Raw genomic sequence first — 17,705 nt, forward strand, 5'->3', positions numbered from 1 at the left:
AGACAAGTGCCATGCTCGAAATACGTGAACTGGCCTGCGCCTACGGCAAGATCGAAGCGCTGCGCAATGTGAGCCTGTCGGCCAAGGCCGGCGAAGTGACCTGTCTGCTGGGCCCCAACGGCGCCGGCAAGACCACGCTGATGATGACGCTTGCGGGCATCTTGCAACCCACACACGGCAGCATCACCTTTGAAGGTGAAAGCCTGCTGGGTCTTTCCCCAGCGCAGATCGTGGACCGCGGCCTGGCACTGGTGCCTGAAAACCGCTTGGTGTTTCCCGCGCTCAGCGTGCGTGAAAATCTGATGGCCGGTGCCTACCGCCGCAAGGACCGCGCGGCGATTGCCAGCGACATCGAACACCAGCTCGAACGCTTCCCGCGCCTGCGCGAACGCATCGACCAACTGGCCGGCACCCTGTCGGGTGGCGAGCAGCAGATGCTGGCACTGGCCCGTGCACTCATGTCGCGTCCACGCCTGTTGCTGATGGACGAGCCCTCGGTCGGTCTGGCACCCAAGGTGGTGGCGGAGATCTTTGGCATCGTGCGCCAACTGCACGCCGAAGGCACCAGCATCTTCCTGGTCGAGCAGAACGTGCACATGGCGCTCAAGGTGGCACAGCACTTCTTCCTGCTGCAGCAAGGTCGCGTGACTTTCTCGGGAACGCCCACCGAGCTGGCTGAAGACGATGTGATCCAGCGCGCCTACCTGGCCGGTGCCGAGCGCAAACCTGAAGCCACCGAGGCCTGATGGACTTCCTCCAACGCACGCTTGACGGCTTGCTGGAGGCAGGACCGTATGCCCTCGTCGGCCTGGGCCTGACGCTGGGTTTCGGCCTGTTGCACCGGGTGAATCTGGCTTATGGTGCCAGCGCCATGTTGGGGGCCTATGCGGGCTCATGGCTGCATGTGCGGCTGGACTGGCCCGTCTGGGCGGTGCTGCCCTGCGTGGTGCTGGCCACTGCGCTGGCCGGGCTGTATGTGCAGTGGCTGTGCTTTCCGGATACTGACCGGGCCACCGGCTCAGTCCAGCGCGCCAGCTCAGTGGTCAGTGGTGCCGATTCGCGTGAAGTGGTGGCACTGGCGTCCAGCTTTGCCGTCTGGATGCAGCTCGAACAGTTGTGTGTGAACCTGCTGCCGCGCCACCTCAACCCTTTTCCGGATATCGCCTCCACCCACGAATGGTCACTGGGCCCGCTGGGTCTGCGCCCCGATCGCCTGGTGATGTGCATCGCCGCAGCGGGCCTGGTAATGTGGGTGGCCCGCTGGATACACACCAACCGCACGGGCCTGGCCCTGCGTGCTGCGGCAGACCACCCGCTGGCTGCCCACCTCAGCGGTCTGCGCGTGCCCCAGCTGCAACGGTGGGGCTTTGTGCTGGCCAGCGGCCTGTCGGGCGTGGCCGCTTGCGCCGTGCTCGCCCTGGAAGGACAAGTCACCCCCATGTTTGGCATGTGGATGCTCATGAAAGGACTGGCCGCCGCCATGATCGGTGGCCTGGGCAATTTGCGCGGTTTGTTGTGGAGTGCCGCCTTGCTGGGCGTGGCAGAAGCCCATGCGCAGGCCCTGTTCGGTCCACTGGGCCGTGATGCAGCCACTTGGGGCCTTTTGTTGCTCGCCCTGCTGCTCAGGTCTGCCCGCAAGACTTCCTGGGCACCTGCGGGAGGCCTGCATGCGTGACGCCTTGTGCGCCAGCGAGCCCGGCATCGGGCTGGCCATCCAGATGATCGTGCTGTGCCTGGTGGCCTTGTCGGCCTGGTTGGTGCTGCGCGTGGGCCGCATCTCGCTGGGCCAACAAGCGTACTTCGGCATCGGCGGCTATTGCACCGCCTTGCTGACTACGGTGGGCCAATGGCCGCTGGATATCGCCTTGCTGGCCGCCACCTTGGGCGGCGCGATCGCAGCGGCCCTGATGTCATGGCCCCTGCTGCGTTTGCCAGGACTGCATTACGCCGTCGCTTCTCTGGCCGTGGCCGAACTGTTCCGCCTGAGCCTGTCGGGCTGGCAGTATCAGGTGCCGGGCCCCTCAGGTACACCAGTCGGCCCTGACGGCGTGCACGGTTTTCGCGACATCCGCTGGCTGTTTGACCACCAGATCAGCCAGTTCGACTACCTGATGTGGGCCAGCGCGGTGTTGATCGCCGTGGTGCTGGCCTTGGTGGCCCTCTCGCGCACCCGCCTGGGACTGGCCATGAAGATGGTCGGCCACGATGAAACTCTGGCCGCCAGCCAAGGTCTGCCCGTACACCGACTGCGGCTTTTGGCCACCGCGCTGGCGGGCGCTGTGGCCGCTTTTGCAGGTGGCCTGTATGCCCACCAACTGACCTACATCGAACCAGCGCTGTTTGACCCCATGCTGGGCATCCATGCCGTGGGCTATTCGATGCTGGGCGGCCTGGCCACACCGCTGGGGCCTTTGCTGGGCGCAGCGTTGGACCTGGGCCTGCTCGAAGCCACCCGCTGGTTTGAAGGTTGGCGCATGGTGCTGTTTGGCACCCTGGTCGCCGTCTTCCTGCGCTGGCGTCCACGCGGCCTGCTGGACGAAACACTGGTCTGCCGCTTGAGATCGGCATGGCAAAGCCGGCACCACACAGTTTCCACAGCCATGGCAGACCAATCCTGAAACGGTCTCTTTTTTCTGACACCTCTCCAAGGAACTTGCATGATGCACACCCCTCTTCTTGACCAACGCACCATCATCGTCACCGGTGCTGCCACCGGCATCGGCCAGGCTTTTGCTGTGCAATGCGCCAGCCAAGGCGCCAACGTGGTCGTGGCGGATATGAACGTCGCTGCCGAAACCGTGGCCGCGGTCGAAGCAGCAGGCGGCAAGGCCCTGGCCGTGAAGGTCGATGTGGCCGACCAAGCCTCCGTGGACGCCATGGCCGCTGCCGCTGTGGCACGCTTTGGCCGCATCGACGGCCTGATCAACAACGCCGCCTATTTCCGCGAAGTCAAACTCACCCCCTTCGAGGAAATCGATCCCATGATCTGGGACCGCATCTTCCAGGTCAACGTCAAGGGCGTGTGGAACTGCTGCAAGGCGGTGATGCCCGCCATGCGCGCACAAAACAGCGGCACCATCGTCAACATCGCCTCAGTGGTGGCTGTGGCCGGACAACCTGGCTACCTGCACTACGTGGCCTCCAAAGGTGCCGTGCTGTCCATGACCAAAGGTCTGGCCAAGGAGTGTGGTGCCAGCAACGTACGTGTGAACGTGATCGCCCCGGGCTTTGTGCTGACCGACGCCACCAAGAACCGTCCCATCGAGTGGCAACAAAGCTTCCTCAAGGCTCGCGCGATCGCTCGCGAGCAGCGCCCCGACGACCTGGTGGGCACCGCCATGTACCTGCTGTCGGACCTGTCCACCTTCGTGTCCGGGCAGACCATCGTGGTCGACGGCGGTCACATCATGTACTGATGCCCCCTTTGCATTCAAAGTCACAACTTTGAATGCAACACCGCATGAACACCATTCAGACCAAAGAGACAAACATGCAAAACATCATCCTGCACCACTACGAGTTTTCGACTTTTTCCGAGAAGATCCGCACCGCGCTGGGCCTCAAGCAGCTAGCCTGGCGTTCGGTGGACATCCCCGGCATGCCGCCACGCCCCTGGCTCACGCCGCTGACAGGCGGCTACCGCCGTGCACCGGTGCTGCAACTGGGCGCTGACATCTATTGCGACACGCATGTGATTTTGGCCGCGCTGGACCGTCTGCCAGTGAGCCCCAGCCTACAGCCAGCAGGCTGCGAAGGTCTGGTCCAAGGCTTGGGCTTTGCTTGGGAGCGTCAGATGTGGGTTCCGACCATCGGCGTGCTCGTGCATTACATCGGCGAACACATTCCGACCGAATTCATCAAGGACCGCAAGGAAGGCTATCTGGGCATCGACATCTCGCAGGCCGCCATGGCACCGCAGTTTCAGGAACATGCGCAATTCGTGCGCGCGCAAATCGCCTGGCTGGCGCAAGCGCTGGCCGGACGACGCTTCCTGTTTGGCGATGCGCCCAGCGCCGCTGACCTGGCCTGCTGGCAGACGATTTTCCTGTTACGCAAAAACTGTCCGCCCGATGTGGACAAGCTCTTGGGGCTGGCCCCGATCCTGAGTTGGTACGACCGCATCCTGGCGTTTGGCCACGGTCAGTCCACCCCCATGAGCCCCGAAGAGGCTTTCGAAGTCGCCTCCAAAGCCACGCCAGCGCCCGTCACGCACCTGAACCCCAACGGCGATCCCGGCGGCCTGCAAGCCGGCACGGCCGTGCGTGTGACCCCTGACGACAACGCCCGCGTGCCGGTGACAGGCACGCTGGTGGCAGCCGATGCTTTTGAAGTCGTGATTCACCGCCGCGATGAGCGGGCAGGTGATCTGCACATCCATTTTCCTCGCCTGGGCTACACGCTCGAGGCGATTTGATCTCACCCCTTCATTGCATTCAATCAGGAGACGAGCATGAGCATTCAAGACAGCAACAAGCAACTGTGCCGCGATTATTTCAAAGCCTTTCTGGCCCGCGACACCGCCTGGATGGCGCGCCATATCGCGCCCGAATTTGTGCGCCACGACCCTGGCCTGCCTTTTGAAGTGCGAGGCCCCAAGGGCGTAGCCGAGTTGCACGACGCTCTGCTGCCCGCCTTCCCCGACATGACGCTGCCGCTGCTGGACTTTGTGGCCGAAGGCGACAAGGTGCTGGTGCGGCTGAAAGTACAAGGCACACACACCGGTGCGTTCGGCGACATGGCCGCCACCGGCCAGAAGATCGACATCGACGTGCTCGATCTGTTCCAGTTCAAGGACGACGTGCTGGTCGAACACTGGGCCTTGCTCGACAACCTGGGCATGCTCAAACAACTGGGCGCTTTGCCGCAGTAATTTGGTCCTATTTTGGAGATACTCATGCAATTACTGGCCAACACCACCTCCCCTTTTGTGCGCATCGCCCGCATCGCGATGATCGAAAAAGGCCTGGAGCTTGAACCCATCTTGGTTGACCCCTGGGCCGACGATGTACGTCTGCGCGAGGCAAACGCTGCCACACGCGTGCCCACCCTGGTGCTGGACAACGGCATCCCACTGACCGAAAGTCTGTTGATCGTGCAATGGCTTGAAGCCACACGCCCAGCGCCACAATGGCCCAGCTTGCTGGGTGCTGACCCACAGCGTATCGCAGGCGTGCTCTCGCGTGCAGGCATCGCACTGGGTGCCATCGAAGCGTCGGTACACACCATCATCACGCGCAAAGTCACGGCACCCGTGTTGTTTGACGAAACACCCGTGGGTCTGCGGCGTCGCCGCACCATGGTCGAGGGCATGCAACGCCTGGAAGCCGTGGCGGCTGAAATGTCAGGTGCCAATGTCGCTCAGAAAGCACCCGGCCTGGACGCTATCTGTGCCGTGGTGCTGTTTGACTACCAGCAATTTCGCTACGGCGACCAGCCTTGGCTGCCGGCCACCCCGGCGCTCAAGGCCTTGTCGCAAGCTCTGCGCGAACGGGCATCCTTCGCACAGACCTTGCCCCGTTGAAGCCTCGCCGCCCTGCTGCTCAACCGGGCGGCTGGGCGTCGTCTGCGGCCGCAATGGCCTGCAGGTGCTGGGCCAACTGGCCCAGCGGCGTTTGCTGTGCCGGGCGACTGCGCATACAAATTTGCATGCCGCGCAACGCCCAGCCGTCTGACAGCGGCAAGACCTTGAGCTGCATGGCGTGCGCCAGACTGCGCGCTGCGGCCAGCGGCAAGATGCCAATGCCCAGCTGCGCTTGCACAGCACGGCACACCGCTTCAAAACTGCGCACCTGCACCCGCAAGGCCATGGGACGCATCAACACTTCGGCTTGCGAGGTCAGCAAGCGGGTCAAGGTGCTGCCCGCCTCCAGTCCCACCAGGTCACGCTCGATCAAGTCCGCAAACTGCACGGCCTGGCCATCCAGCGGGTCATCCTTGCGCAAGACGGCGGCCAATTGATCACTGCGGTATGGCTGACACCACAGCCCCTGCGTGTCGCCACCAATCACCACCACGCCCAGATCGGCCTCGCCCGAGCGCACGCGGCGAACCACCTCATCGCTCCAGGATTCCTCGAGCACGATGCGCACGTTCTCGTGCAGGTTCTGGAACTGCGCTACGTCCGATGGCAGGAACTGGGCCATGGCCGAGGTGTTGCCCAAGATGCGTAACACCGCATTGCGTCCCGATGCGTAGTTGAGCATCTCGGCGCGCATGTGAATGACGTCAGCGATGACCTCACGCGCATGCTTGAGCAGGTGCTCGCCTGCAGGCGTGAGCTGCAAGCCGCGCGAATGGCGCTCGAACAACTGGACTTTGAACTGGTGCTCCAGAAGCGACAGGCGGCGACTGGCCGCAGGCACCGTGATGAAGCAGGCCTCGGCAGCACGCGTCAGATTGCGCAAATCGGCCGCCTTGACGAACAGCGCCAGTGAGTCAATGTCTGGGAGCATGAAAGGATTCTATCGATTTGGCTCGACTTTGACTTGCAGAGGACGCAACGCGCCGTTGCCCACTTTCCAATTCCCCTGACGTACAACGCTGCCTATAGTCAGCCCATCGTGTATTGATCTGAACCAACCAGGAAAACTTATGAAAAACATGTTGATTGGAGACCAATGGGTCGGTGCCAGCGATGGTCGCACCCTGAGTGTTGTATCGCCCAGCAATGGCCAGGCGTTTGACGAGATTCCTCGAGGCACAGCGCACGATGTCGATCGCGCCGTGCAGGCCGCGCGCGCCTCGCTGACGGGCCCCTGGGGTCAGCTCAATGCCATGGAGCGTGGCCGCATCATGATGCGCATTGCTCAAAAAGTTCTCGACCACGAAGAAGAGCTGGCACAGATCGAAGCCAAAGACACCGGCAAGCCACTGAGCACCGCACGCAACGACATCAAAGTGCTGGCACGCTACTTCGAGTTTTATGCTGGTGGCGCCGACAAGCTGCACGGCGAGACCATCCCCTTCCTCAACGGCCATCAGGTCAGTCTGCTGCGCGAGCCGCTGGGCGTGACAGCACACATCATTCCCTGGAACTACCCCGCGCAAATGCTGGGTCGTACCGTGGCCCCCGCGTTGGCCATGGGCAACGGCACCGTGCTCAAGCCTGCCGAAGACACCAGCCTGTCCGCCCTTCGCTTTGCAGAACTGGCTTTGGAAGCTGGCTTGCCCGCCGGCGCGCTCAACATCGTGACCGGTCTGGGCGAAGAAGTGGGCGCCGCTTTGTCAGGCCATCCTGGCATTGACTTCATCTCCTTCACCGGCTCCAACGAAGTCGGCACCCTGATCCAGCAAGCCGCTGCCAAGAACGCTGTCAAATGCGTTCTGGAACTGGGCGGTAAATCGCCCCAGATCGTGTTTGACGATGTGGACGTCGAGCGTGCTGTGCCCATCATCGTGCGCGCCATCGTGCAAAACGCAGGCCAGACCTGCACCGCCGGCAGCCGCCTGCTGGTGCAGCGCTCGATCTACGACACGTTTGTCAAGCGCGTGGCCGAAGCCTTTGCCAAGGTGCGCGTGGGCACGCCCGAAATGGACCTGGACTGCGGTCCGGTCATGAACCCAGCCCAACACAAACGCGTGCAGCGCTACATCGACCAGGCACGCGAGCAAGGTATCCCGGTGCTGGCCGAAGGCCAGATCGCGGCCGATGCTCCCACCACCGGCCACTTTGTCAAACCCACCCTGTTTGGCCCCGTGCCACGCACCGCCGCACTGGCCTGCGAAGAAGTGTTCGGCCCTGTGCTGGCCGCCATGCCTTTCGAAGACGAAGCCGATGCGATCGCGCTGGCCAACGGCACCGAATACGGCCTGCTGGCCGCTGTGTGGACTGAAAACGCAGGGCGTTTGCACCGCGTGGCCAAGTCGGTGAAAGCGGGTCAGGTCTTCATGAACTGCTATGGCGCTGGCGGCGGTGTGGAGTTGCCTTTTGGTGGCACCAAGCGCAGCGGCCACGGCCGTGAAAAAGGCTTCCTCGCCCTGGAAGAAGTCAGCACCACCAAGACTTTGGTGCATTACCACGGATAGAAAACAAGGTCCGCCCTCAGGTCCCCAAAGGGGCCTGTGACGCCATCAGTGATGACGTGTCACAGGCCCCGAATTCTTTCAGCGCAAGATCAGCGCACACGCGAAAGAATTCGCTGCGCCTGCAGCAAAACAGGGGTATCGATCATCTTGCCATCGAGCTGCACCGCCGAGCCCTCCGAAGCGGTCATGGCGGCGAGCACACGCTGCGCCCAGTCTTGCTCGGCGGCCAAGGGCCTGAACGCCGCATGCACACCCGGCACCTGACGGGGATGGATGCACAATTTGCCACCCATGCCAAAACGCACCGCACGCTCGGTATCGGCGCGCAGCGCAGCTTCATCGTCCACCGAAACGGTCACACCGTCCACGGCCGGCGCCAACTGGCCTGCGCGGGTGCACATGGCCACCTGAAAACGCAGTGCATCCAGTTCGCGCTGGTCGTGCGAGCAGACCATGCCGGTGTCGGCCAGAAAGTCAATGTGGCCCACCACCAGGCGCGACACGTTGGGGGACAAAGCGATCTGCGGCAAGGCCAGATAACCGGCCGCGCTTTCGATGATCGGCAACAAGGACAGACCCGGCAACCGTGTGGACACGGTCTGCAGCGTTTGGGCAGATTCGCACTTGGGCACCATCAAGCCCGCCAACTGAGGACAAGCGGCCAGCGCTTGCACATCCTGCAAACCAATGCTTGTCTCGGGGCTGTTGATGCGCACCACCAAGCAGGCACTGGTAGGCAACATTGGCAATGCCTGGCATACGCCTGAGCGGGCGGCATCCTTGCCCTGCAAAGGCACGCTGTCTTCGAGGTCGACGATCACGACGTCGGCACCGCTGTCGATGGCTTTGAGGAAACGCTCTGGCCGGTTGCCCGGCACAAACAAGAAGGAACGGGCGGAATCGAGAGATGAGAAATGCGTCATGAATAAAGTGATGAAACAGTGGCGTCAAGCCTTGAGCAAATCGATGAATTTTTGCGCCTGCACCTCGTCGATGCCTCCCGCCTGACGGGCCAATGGCACCGTAACCGAGCACAAGGTTCTGTAAAAGTCGAGCATCTCGGGGCCCATCGGTGTGATCGCGCTCAGATGCTTGTCGATGGACGACAGATCGCCACGCGAAACCGGACCCGGCATGCCACATGCCACACCGGCAGTCTGAATGGCGCTGAGCGTGCCATGCGCCAACGGTAGCAACGCACGCAAGGCTTCTTCCTCGGTGGCACCCCAGGTTTGCCACAAGCGGACGGCTTGATCAAACAGTGCATTGATGAACTGTGAGGTGTAACCGGCTGCGGCGTGGTAACGCCCGCGCATGCCCGCGGGCAAGCGGTTGGGCACGCAATGCAGTCGCTCGACCAACGCCAGCAAGAGTTGCATCAACTCAGCTTGCCCGGCCTCGACCGTGATGGTGCAGCCGGGCAATGATTGCGCAGCCGCATGGGGATCGCCAAAGGTCTGCATTGGGTGAAAACCGCCAATGCTGGCACCTTGTGTCAGCGCATGCGTCAACACGCCCACGTCGGTCACGCCACTGCAGTGCACCACGGCCTGCCCCGAATGCCAGGTCAAACTGTCGCAAGTGGCACCAATGACACTGTCAGGCGTGGTCACAAACACCAGATCACAGGCGTCCACCACCGCCTGAGGTGACATGCACACACACGCCGCGATGGGGGCGGCCAGCGCACGGGCATGTTCTTCGAGCATGCTGCTGACCGCCACCACCTTCAAACCCGTATGGGCCAGACTCCAGGCCAGCGCCTGGCCCAGACGGCCGGCACCAATGAAGCCAATGCGCACACCAGCGACATCGGTTGGCAAAGTCAACACGGTTTGATGGGTGTTCATGCTTGAATCCTTCCAGTCCAGGTTTGGTGGCCCACCAATCGGGCCAGATCGGGTACCGCACCCAAGCCGGGTCCTGTAGGCACGGGGACACTGCCGTCTTGCACCGGCAATAAATCGCCTACAACGGCCTCTCGCCCCAGATTCGGATGGGCATCGAATTCCAGCAAGCCTTCGCCACCCACCGCCGCCAGCACCTGCAACGAGGCCAACAGCGAAATGCCGCCACCAAAATAATGCGGGCAGTACCGCTTGCCTGCAGCCACCGCACGGCGCGCTACAGAAGCGTTGCCGCTGATGCCACCCCACTTGGTGATGTCGGGCTGAATCACCTGCAAGACAGGGCTGGCCAGCGCCTGATCGAATTGCAGGCCGTGGAAATTTTCACCCCCCGCCAGCGGCGTGCTGCTGGCGCGGGCCAGCGCTTGCCAGTCGGCCTCGGGCGCATCCACCCGCAACGGCTCCTCGAACCAGCTCAGATTCAAAGGCGCAATCGCCTGCGCAAAGGCCACTGCAGACGGCAAGTCCAGATTCTGGTTGGAGTCACAGGTCAGTACGGCATCAAGGCCCAGCACCTCTCGCATGGCCTGCAGATTGTGCACGTCCTTGTCGTGTCCAAAGCCGGTCTTGAGCTTGAAGGCTTTAAAGCCTTCGGCCTGACGCGCTGCGGCAAAAACTTCGGGTTGGTCAGGGTTGATGCCGGTGACATAAACCGGCACACGGCTGACCTCGCGGTCACTGAGCATTTGGTGCAAGGGCTTGGCAGCACGCCGCGCCACCAGATCCCAGCAGGCGATGTCCAGGCCCGCGATCACCTGTGCGATCGGGCCGACCTCCAGGGTTTGCAGCACCAGCACTTCCAGCTCACGGCTCAGCTGCTGGAACATGGCTTCGGGCGATTCAAAGCGCCTGCCCACCACGCGCTCACCCAGATCGATGGCCAAACGTGCACGGTGTTCGGCACCGCTGGCTGGCCAGTTGGCCCAGGCTTCGCCCCAGCCTTCGACACCCTCTGTGTCAACGACGCGCAGCAACACCATGGGTCGGTCACGGAAGGTGCCAAAAGCCACCTTGATGGGCATTTTGACGGGCACACGGATGCAAAAGGCCTCGATCGAAGTCAAGGTAAAAGACAGAGATGTCATGGTCAGGTTCTTTCGGTGAAAAGGTTTATTCGCTGCGAGGGCCATTGAGGGCAAAACGAGGTTCGGGCAAACCGCGCACACCGGGGTGAATTGCCATCAAGGCACCCGCCATCGGGTGGGCCAGACGCTCGGCCTCGCTCATGTTCTGAGAGGTGCTGGTGATGTAGAGGATGTCCAAATCAGGCCCACCGAATGCGCAGCAAGTCGGGCGATCGACCGGCAAAGCCATGACGCGGTCGAGGCTGCCGTCGGGCGCATAACGCAACAGACGCCCGCCGTTGAACTCGGCGTTCCAGACAAAGCCTTCTGCATCCACCGCTGAACCATCGGGAAAGGCCGGTGGCGCGCTTTCGGCAAACACCTGCGCCTCGCCCATAAGTCCGGTCTCGGGCGCATAGGGGTGTGCATAGATGCGGTAATGCAATGAGTCGGCGAAATACAAGGTGTCCCCACTGGGGCTGAAGGCCAGACTGTTGGGAATGCAGATGCCGTGCCGCACGGCCTTCAAGGGCCCAGCGCCCTCCAAGCAAAACAGCGTCCCTTCGGGGGCACGTGTGATGTTGTGCATGCTGCCAACCCAAAAACGACCACGCGCATCGCAACGGCCATCGTTGAACCGATGCCCCTCAGGCATCGGCAAGCTCGGCACAAACACACTGAGCGCACCGTTGGCCGGATCAAACAAGGCGATCTGACTGGGCAAGGCCACCAGCAAGCGCCCGTCATCCACCAGCGCGATGGAGCCGACCAGCTCGGGCATGGGCCAGGTGTTCACCTCGCCCGTGGCATGGCACAGGCGGCGGATGGCCGGCAGGCGGATGTCCACCCAGTACAGGCACTGCGCGGTGTCGTCCCAAAGCGGGCATTCGCCCAGGATATCGGTCTGTGTGCCCACACGCTGCAAGGCGTGCGGGGTGTCTAGCATGGGTGAGGCCGTGATGTGGTTCATGCGGTCGATGCTAGGAGGCCAACGCCCATCGGGGAATCAAATTTGCGGCAAACGGGCCTTCACACAAACGCAATGCCGGGTCTTGCGTTTGTGTGAAGTGTGCATTGCCCAAGTTCCAATTCCGGTCAAGCCAAGCGACGCCTAGCATCCATCCCACTGACACGACAAGGATGAGACAAACATGACCGCTTCCCCTCAGGTGGCTGCCGCCCCGAACCCGTTCGCGGGCTTGGCACCACAACAACTTTTCTCTTTGCAAGACCAGGTGGTCTTGATCACTGGCGCTGCCGGTGGCATTGGTGGCGCACTGGCTCGCGGCTTTGCAGCGGCAGGTGCCAAGCTGGTGGTCTGCGATCTGCACCCCCGTATCCATGAACTGGCTGCGCAATGGCGAGAGAGTGGCATGGACGTGAATTCCCTGGCTTTTGACGTGACCAATGAAAACGAGATTGCTCAGGCCTTTGCACAAGTCATCGAACGCCACGGTCGCCTGGATGTGCTGATCAACAACGCCGGCGTCATCGTGCGCACGCCGTTCCTGCAGCTCAAGCGAGACGAATGGCAAAAGGTGATCGACACCGATCTGACTGCCTGTTTTCTGATGGCCCAGTACGCCGCCAAGCTGATGGTGGCCCAGGGCAGTGGCCGCATCGTGCATCTGAGCTCGATCATGAACCATGTGGCACGCCCGAACCTGGTGCCCTACGTGGTGGCCAAAGGCGGTGTCTCGGCACTGACCCGCGCCATGGCCGCCGACCTGGCTGGCACTGGCGTGACCGTCAATGCGCTGGCGCCCGGCTACACGCAAACCGAGTTCAGCCAAGCCAAAGATGTGGAATTCAATGCATTTGTCTCGGGTTGGGCACCAGCTCGCCGCTGGGGCCAGCCTGAAGACCTCTGCGGTGCAGCGCTCTTGCTGGCATCTGGCGCGGGAGCCTACATCAACGGTCAAACCCTTTACGTGGATGGTGGCTTCCTGGCCGTCACCCGCTGAAAGACAAACATGGGAGTCGTCATGACGATATCGCCACGGCCCTTTGTGCCTGCAAGCACAGCACCAGCCAAGGTGGCCAAAGGCCCTGGTCTGTTGTTGACTTACCGCACGCTGTGGGTTTCACTGCGGTCCTTTACCGTTTTTTTCCTGTTGTGGTGGCTGCTCCATTGGTGGAACGGCAACCCGCTGCAACTGCCCTCGCCCCTCAAAGTGCTTGAAGCCTTGTGGAGTTTGTTGCGTGAAGGCGAGATCGCCGAGCACGCGTCGGTCAGCACCTTGCGCATGCTGCTGGCGCTCTCGCTGTCGATCGCGGTGGCCGTGCCCCTGGGCTTTCTGATGGGGCTTTCACAACATGCCGAGCAGTACATCGACCCACTGGTCGAAATGCTGCGTCCAATTTCAGGCATCGCGTGGTTGCCTTTGGCGCTGTTCATCTTCGGGGTGGGCGACTTGCTTCCGGTGTTCATCATGTTCTACGTCGGCTTGTTCCCCATCTTGCTCAACACGGTCGCCGGTGTGCGGCAAACCGATGCACGGTTACTGGCCGCGGCGCGCACCATGGGCGTTGGGCGCTGGCCTTTGCTGGTGCATGTACTGGTTCCATCGGCACTGCCTACGGTGATGGTGGGCATCCGACTGGCCTTTGCTGCCAGCTGGGCGGCGATTGTGGCCGCTGAATTGATCGGCTCGCCCAGCGGCTTGGGCTTTGCCATCGAGTGGTACCGACAAATGCTGATGACCCCCAAGGTCTTTGCCTTCATTTTGGCGATTGGTGTGGTCGGTTATGTGTGCGATTTGGGTCTGCGTCGGCTGCAACGCCGACTGACCCCCTGGGCCGAAGGCACAGGAGCCTCATCATGAAAAACATGACATTCGACAACCGCACATCGGTGCTGGTGCGCAACCTCACCTTGCCGGTGTTGCTGATCGTGGTGTGGCATATCTGGGCCAGCACCCTGCCCGCAGGCAGCCCTGCGCCAGCTCCTCTGAAAGTGCTGCAAACCCTGGGTGACATGCTGGGTGCGGGCTCCTTGCTGTCGGCCACGCTACAAAGCCTCGGCCGTGTGGTGCTGGGTTTCGCGGTCGCATCGGTGCTGGGCATTGCACTGGGTCTGTTGATGGGCTCCAGCCCTGCTGTGCGCGAGAACCTGGACCCGATCATCGAGAGCTTCCGCCCGATTGCCCCCATGGCCATCTTGCCGATTGCCATCCTGTGGTTGGGTACCGGCACGCCAACGGCACTGGCCATCGTCGCCTATGCCTCCTTCTTTCCTGTGTTGATCAACACCGTGCACGGCGTCAGCCGTGTAGACCGCAAGCTCGTGCTGGCCGCACACACCATGGGCATCTCGCGCTGGACCATCCTCACACGGGTGGTGCTGCCGGGTGCGCTGCCATCCATCTTGCTGGGCACACGCCTGGCCATGGGTGTGGCATGGACCGCCATCATCGCAGCCGAACTGGCCGTCGGCGCCAAGTCGGGCGGCGGCGGCTCGGGTGGCATTGGCCAGATGATGTTCGTTTTCTACGCCTACAACATTGACCTCAACGCGATCGTCGTCTGCATGGCGGTTGTCGGTGTGGTTGCCCTGCTGATCGACCAGCTGTTCCGTCTGGTTGAAAAGCGCCTGATTCCCTGGAGACCATAACCATGAGCGACAACGCCCAATCCCCAAAACTGCGCCTGACAGGTGTCACCAAAAGTTTCGTTGCGCCGCGCACCGGTCAACGTACCCTGGCCGTGGCCGAGATGAACCTCGACATCCAAACCGGTGAATTCATCTGCATCGTCGGACCTTCGGGTTGCGGCAAATCAACGGTGCTGAACATGATTGCTGGCCTGGACGTCCCCTCTGGCGGCGTCATCGAAAAAGACGGACACCCCGTTCGCGGCCCAGGCGCAGACCGCGGCGTGATGTTCCAGGACTACGCCCTCATGCCCTGGCAAACGGTAGAAGGCAACGTGGGTTTTGGCCTACGTCACGGCACACCAGGCGAAAACCTCAACAAAGAGCAACGCAACCAGCGCATTGCCCACTTCATCGACCTGGTGGGCCTGCGCGGCTCAGAACACAAATACCCGCACCAACTCTCGGGCGGCATGCGCCAACGTGTCGCACTGGCCCGCCTGCTGGCCAACGGTCCGGACATCCTTTTGCTCGACGAACCGCTGGGTGCCCTGGACGCACAAACACGCCTGATTCTGCAAGCCGAGTTGCTGCGCATCTGGGGTGAAACCTCACCGGTCACCGAACGCAAAACCGCCATCTTCATCACCCACGACATCGAAGAAGCCGTGCTGCTGGCCGATCGCGTTGTGGTCATGAGCAGCCACCCTGGCCGCGTGCGTGAGGTGGTCACCATCGACCTACCTCGCCCACGCGCAGGCACCGCACGCACCAACCCGCGCTTTGGCGTGCTGGTCGAACAGATCTGGTCACTCATCCGCGACGAAGCCTACCGCGCCATCGGCGGTGACGAATCCCTTGCCAAACCCACTGAAGAAGCCACCGCCTGAGTGGTCTATCCATCCATGACAAAACCACAGGAGACAAGCATGAACGCACCTCAATTTCCCACCTCCCGCCGTGGCCTGCTCATCGGCAGCGCTGCCGCCGCAGGCCTGTCTGTGGCACCCGCCTTTGTGCGCGCGCAAAACGCACGCCGGGCACTGAAAGTGTCCGTCGGACGCATCCCATGGGCTGCTGGCAATTCGCCCATGAGCCAATACATGATCAACAACAAGCTGATGGAAAAGCGTGCGGCCGAATTCGGCTACGACCTCACCATCGACTGGCGCGAATACCCCACAGCCTTACCCATGGTGGAAGCCATGGTGGGCAACAACCTGGACATCGGCATGTGGGGCAACACACCCATCACGCGCGGCATTTCCAGCGGCTTGCCGATCAGCCTGCTGTGCGTGGGTGAAGGACACCTGCGTTTTCTGATCACCACACGCAAGGGCTCGCCGATCCGCAACCTGCAGGACCTGCGTGGCAAAACCGTGGGCGTGTCGCTGGGTGGTGACCCACAAAGCGCGCTGTTCCAGATGCTGATGTTCGAGCTCGGTGTGCAGGACATCAAGGACACCGGGATCAAGTTCGTCAACATGCCCACCCACGCTCAGGCTGCGTCGGTGCCTACCGGTGTTGATGCCACCTGCACCATCTACCCCGCCTACCTGGCTGCGCAGGCCAGCGGCACGGTGGCTGTTGCCAACTCGTTTGGCTTCACCGAAGAACATTACGACGGCCCGGCAGGCAAGGGCGCAGGCCACATGCTGGCCAGCGTGAAGAAGTCACCCTTCTTCCCCGACGGCTACTACCTGCATCGCTCGTTCTGGATCGGCCGCAATGGCCTGATCGACCAGCACCCGCAAGTGGTGGTGGCATTCCTCATGGCACAGCAAGAAGCGGTGGCTGCGCTGACCGCCATGGATGCGGGCGGGGTGTCGCAACTGGTCAAGGACTACTGGAAGCTAGACGCCGCGCAAGGCGCCAAAGTCGTCAAGGACGATGTGTTGTTCTCGCGTGGCTGGTCCTGGCCTACGGAGAACGATGCACGCGCTGTGCTGGAAACCTCCAAGTTCATGGCCGGCAACAAGGTCATCGACAAGCCTTTGCAATGGTCACAGATCAAGGACGCTTTCTCGCGTTCTGCCCCGCTGATTCGCCAGGCCTATGACCGTCTGGGTGCCAAGCCTGGCAACTCTGAATTCACCCGTACCGATGTGGCCGATTTGCGCGGCCGCCCGGTCTGGGAAATGGACAAATGGTCCGATCGCAGCTGAAATTTTTTAAAACCACGACAGGAGATACCACATGAAAGTCGGATTTATCGGATTGGGTGTCATGGGTGCCCCCATGGCCCTGAACATTCTCAAACATGGCCACGAACTCACCGTGTTCGATCGCAGCCCTGAGGCCGTCGCTCGACTGGTCAAAGCCGGTGCACGCTCGGCGGCCACCGCCCGTGAAGTGGGCGCAGCCAGCGAGATCGTCGTCACCATGCTGCCCGAGCCGCAGCACGTTGAACAAGTCGTGCTGGGCGCCGATGGTCTGGCCGAAGGCCTGCCTGCAGGCGGCATCGTCATCGAGATGAGCACCATCGATCCGGCCACTTCGCGCCGCGTTGGTGATGCCTTGCGCGCACGCGGCATGGAACTGGTGGACTCGCCCGTGGGCAAGACCAGCGAACACGCCGTGAGCGGCACCCTGACCTTGATGGTCGGCGGCAACCAGGCCGCCATCGAGCGCGCCACCCCCGTGCTCAACTGCATGGGCACCGACACCTATTACTGCGGCGGCCCGGGCACCGGCCACGCCATGAAGATGACCAACAACCTGTTGGCCACCACCATCATGGTCGCCAACACCGAGGCCCTGGCCATTGGTGTCAAGAACGGGCTAACGCTGGAACTGATGCAGGAAGTCATGCGCACCACCATGGCCTGGAACCAGCAGTTTGCTGTGGCCATGCCCAAGAAAGCTTTCCTGGGCGACGACAGCCCCGGCTTTGCCATTCGCCTGGCTTGCAAGGACGTGCGCCTGGCCTGTGAAGCGGCCGAACAAATGGGCTTTGAAGCTTCGGTGGGTCGCGGTGCACAAGCCACCATGGACCGTGCCATTGCCATGGGTCTGGGCGATCGCGACACCGCTGCCCTGATGTTCATCCGCGAAAAAGAGCTGGACATCGAAATCCGCCAACGACCGGCTGCCCTTCAAAAGGTCGCGTGAAAGGAC

At 62.1% G+C, this 17,705-nt stretch carries 19 protein-coding genes; 14 read left to right on the forward strand and 5 right to left on the reverse strand.

What is annotated here, in order from left to right:
• The first annotated feature begins 11 nt into the window (after nt 1–11).
• The 7 genes from B9Z43_RS08120 (at nt 12) to B9Z43_RS08150 (ending at nt 5,521) form a co-directional block, all read left to right on the forward strand.
• On the forward strand, nt 12–746 hold the full coding sequence (locus tag B9Z43_RS08120; protein WP_108324337.1) for an ABC transporter ATP-binding protein: 735 nt from the start codon (nt 12–14) through the stop codon (nt 744–746).
• Nucleotides 746–1,675 carry a branched-chain amino acid ABC transporter permease gene (locus B9Z43_RS08125; RefSeq protein WP_108324681.1) on the forward strand — a complete coding sequence of 310 codons (930 nt, stop codon included), beginning with the start codon at nt 746–748 and terminating at the stop codon, nt 1,673–1,675. The genes B9Z43_RS08120 and B9Z43_RS08125 overlap by 1 nt, the downstream gene beginning before the upstream one ends.
• Entirely contained in the window at nt 1,668–2,618 is a 951-nt protein-coding gene (locus B9Z43_RS08130) for a branched-chain amino acid ABC transporter permease (protein WP_158270087.1), read from the forward strand. Before B9Z43_RS08125 ends, B9Z43_RS08130 begins: the two co-directional genes overlap by 8 nt.
• Before the next feature lie 42 nt (nt 2,619–2,660).
• Nucleotides 2,661–3,416: an SDR family NAD(P)-dependent oxidoreductase gene (locus tag B9Z43_RS08135; RefSeq protein ID WP_199222276.1), complete on the forward strand. Its 756-nt coding sequence runs from the start codon at nt 2,661–2,663 to the stop codon at nt 3,414–3,416.
• A 74-nt stretch (nt 3,417–3,490) separates the two neighbouring features.
• Nucleotides 3,491–4,414, forward strand: a complete 924-nt coding sequence (locus tag B9Z43_RS08140) for a glutathione S-transferase family protein (RefSeq protein ID WP_108324683.1) — start codon at nt 3,491–3,493, stop codon at nt 4,412–4,414.
• 36 nt (nt 4,415–4,450) lie between these two features.
• The gene (locus B9Z43_RS08145; protein ID WP_108324340.1) at nt 4,451–4,870 is read left to right on the forward strand and encodes an ester cyclase; all 420 of its coding nucleotides are present in this window, start codon (nt 4,451–4,453) and stop codon (nt 4,868–4,870) included.
• A 24-nt stretch (nt 4,871–4,894) separates the two neighbouring features.
• Nucleotides 4,895–5,521 (forward strand): glutathione S-transferase family protein, encoded by a 627-nt coding sequence (locus B9Z43_RS08150; protein WP_108324341.1) that lies wholly within the window; start codon nt 4,895–4,897, stop codon nt 5,519–5,521.
• 19 nt (nt 5,522–5,540) lie between these two features.
• Here B9Z43_RS08150 and B9Z43_RS08155 read toward each other — a convergent pair whose 3' ends face one another.
• Nucleotides 5,541–6,452, reverse strand: a complete 912-nt coding sequence (locus B9Z43_RS08155; protein WP_108324342.1) for a LysR family transcriptional regulator — start codon at nt 6,450–6,452, stop codon at nt 5,541–5,543.
• Between the two features lie 139 nt (nt 6,453–6,591).
• Here B9Z43_RS08155 and B9Z43_RS08160 point away from each other — a divergent pair, with 139 nt between their 5' ends.
• Nucleotides 6,592–8,025 (forward strand): aldehyde dehydrogenase family protein, encoded by a 1,434-nt coding sequence (locus B9Z43_RS08160; RefSeq protein WP_108324343.1) that lies wholly within the window; start codon nt 6,592–6,594, stop codon nt 8,023–8,025.
• Nucleotides 8,026–8,114: 89 nt separating this feature from the next.
• On the opposite strand, the gene B9Z43_RS08165 is transcribed toward B9Z43_RS08160, so the two are convergent.
• From B9Z43_RS08165 to B9Z43_RS08180, 4 genes are read right to left on the reverse strand one after another with little or no spacing between them, the layout of a single operon-like run.
• Nucleotides 8,115–8,948, reverse strand: coding sequence for a CoA ester lyase (locus B9Z43_RS08165; RefSeq protein ID WP_108324344.1), 834 nt, complete (start codon nt 8,946–8,948; stop codon nt 8,115–8,117).
• Between the two features lie 24 nt (nt 8,949–8,972).
• Complete coding sequence (locus B9Z43_RS08170; protein WP_108324345.1) at nt 8,973–9,875, reverse strand: Rossmann-like and DUF2520 domain-containing protein; 903 nt, start codon at nt 9,873–9,875, stop codon at nt 8,973–8,975.
• Complete coding sequence (locus B9Z43_RS08175; RefSeq protein WP_108324346.1) at nt 9,872–11,017, reverse strand: mandelate racemase/muconate lactonizing enzyme family protein; 1,146 nt, start codon at nt 11,015–11,017, stop codon at nt 9,872–9,874. Before B9Z43_RS08175 ends, B9Z43_RS08170 begins: the two co-directional genes overlap by 4 nt.
• A 25-nt stretch (nt 11,018–11,042) precedes the next feature.
• Complete coding sequence (locus B9Z43_RS08180) at nt 11,043–11,966, reverse strand: SMP-30/gluconolactonase/LRE family protein (RefSeq protein ID WP_233253951.1); 924 nt, start codon at nt 11,964–11,966, stop codon at nt 11,043–11,045.
• Nucleotides 11,967–12,147: 181 nt separating this feature from the next.
• Here B9Z43_RS08180 and B9Z43_RS08185 point away from each other — a divergent pair, with 181 nt between their 5' ends.
• From B9Z43_RS08185 to B9Z43_RS08210, 6 genes are read left to right on the forward strand one after another with little or no spacing between them, the layout of a single operon-like run.
• Nucleotides 12,148–12,960, forward strand: a complete 813-nt coding sequence (locus B9Z43_RS08185; protein WP_108324347.1) for an SDR family NAD(P)-dependent oxidoreductase — start codon at nt 12,148–12,150, stop codon at nt 12,958–12,960.
• A 21-nt stretch (nt 12,961–12,981) separates the two neighbouring features.
• Nucleotides 12,982–13,821: an ABC transporter permease gene (locus tag B9Z43_RS08190; protein ID WP_158270088.1), complete on the forward strand. Its 840-nt coding sequence runs from the start codon at nt 12,982–12,984 to the stop codon at nt 13,819–13,821.
• The gene (locus tag B9Z43_RS08195; RefSeq protein WP_108324349.1) at nt 13,818–14,609 is read left to right on the forward strand and encodes an ABC transporter permease; all 792 of its coding nucleotides are present in this window, start codon (nt 13,818–13,820) and stop codon (nt 14,607–14,609) included. The genes B9Z43_RS08190 and B9Z43_RS08195 overlap by 4 nt, the downstream gene beginning before the upstream one ends.
• Before the next feature lie 2 nt (nt 14,610–14,611).
• Nucleotides 14,612–15,478 carry an ABC transporter ATP-binding protein gene (locus tag B9Z43_RS08200; protein ID WP_108324350.1) on the forward strand — a complete coding sequence of 289 codons (867 nt, stop codon included), beginning with the start codon at nt 14,612–14,614 and terminating at the stop codon, nt 15,476–15,478.
• Nucleotides 15,479–15,517: 39 nt separating this feature from the next.
• The gene (locus tag B9Z43_RS08205; protein ID WP_158270089.1) at nt 15,518–16,753 is read left to right on the forward strand and encodes an ABC transporter substrate-binding protein; all 1,236 of its coding nucleotides are present in this window, start codon (nt 15,518–15,520) and stop codon (nt 16,751–16,753) included.
• Between the two features lie 31 nt (nt 16,754–16,784).
• On the forward strand, nt 16,785–17,699 hold the full coding sequence (locus B9Z43_RS08210; RefSeq protein ID WP_108324352.1) for an NAD(P)-dependent oxidoreductase: 915 nt from the start codon (nt 16,785–16,787) through the stop codon (nt 17,697–17,699).
• Nucleotides 17,700–17,705 lie beyond the last annotated feature (6 nt).

This window comes from Limnohabitans sp. MMS-10A-192 (assembly GCF_003063335.1).
Lineage (GTDB): Bacteria > Pseudomonadota > Gammaproteobacteria > Burkholderiales > Burkholderiaceae_C > Limnohabitans_A.